We start from the raw sequence: 277 nt of genomic DNA, 5'->3' as shown, positions 1-277 counted from the left end.
CTTAACAACCAGACGCAAGTTACTTTCAATCATACGCTTGCGCGCTGCTTCGTCTCCGCGAAGTGCTCGTCTTGCGTATAGAACCTCTTCTTCTGCTGTTAGTAGTGGGGAGAAGCCGATTTCGCCTAGATAAAGTTGAGTTGCGTCTAGATTCTTTGTTGAGGCATCAAACTCTTCTTTTACCTGAGTTTCTACCTTTTCAACAATGCTACTTTCTTCTACTTCCGCACTAACTTTTTCTTCTGTTAGGTCTTCCACTTTTGCTGCAGTGTTATCC

The 277-nt window shown here is 43.7% G+C and carries 1 protein-coding gene; it reads right to left on the bottom strand.

The window, feature by feature from the left end; all coding sequences use genetic code 11:
• Positions 1-277 (bottom strand): sigma-70 factor domain-containing protein (locus AB4585_RS28525; RefSeq protein WP_372172137.1); only part of this gene is annotated, 277 nt, incomplete at both ends.

The organism is Vibrio sp. 10N.222.49.C9, assembly GCF_041474985.1.
Lineage (GTDB): Bacteria > Pseudomonadota > Gammaproteobacteria > Enterobacterales > Vibrionaceae > Vibrio > Vibrio crassostreae_C.
This window is presented reverse-complemented; position numbering and strand designations above follow the sequence as displayed.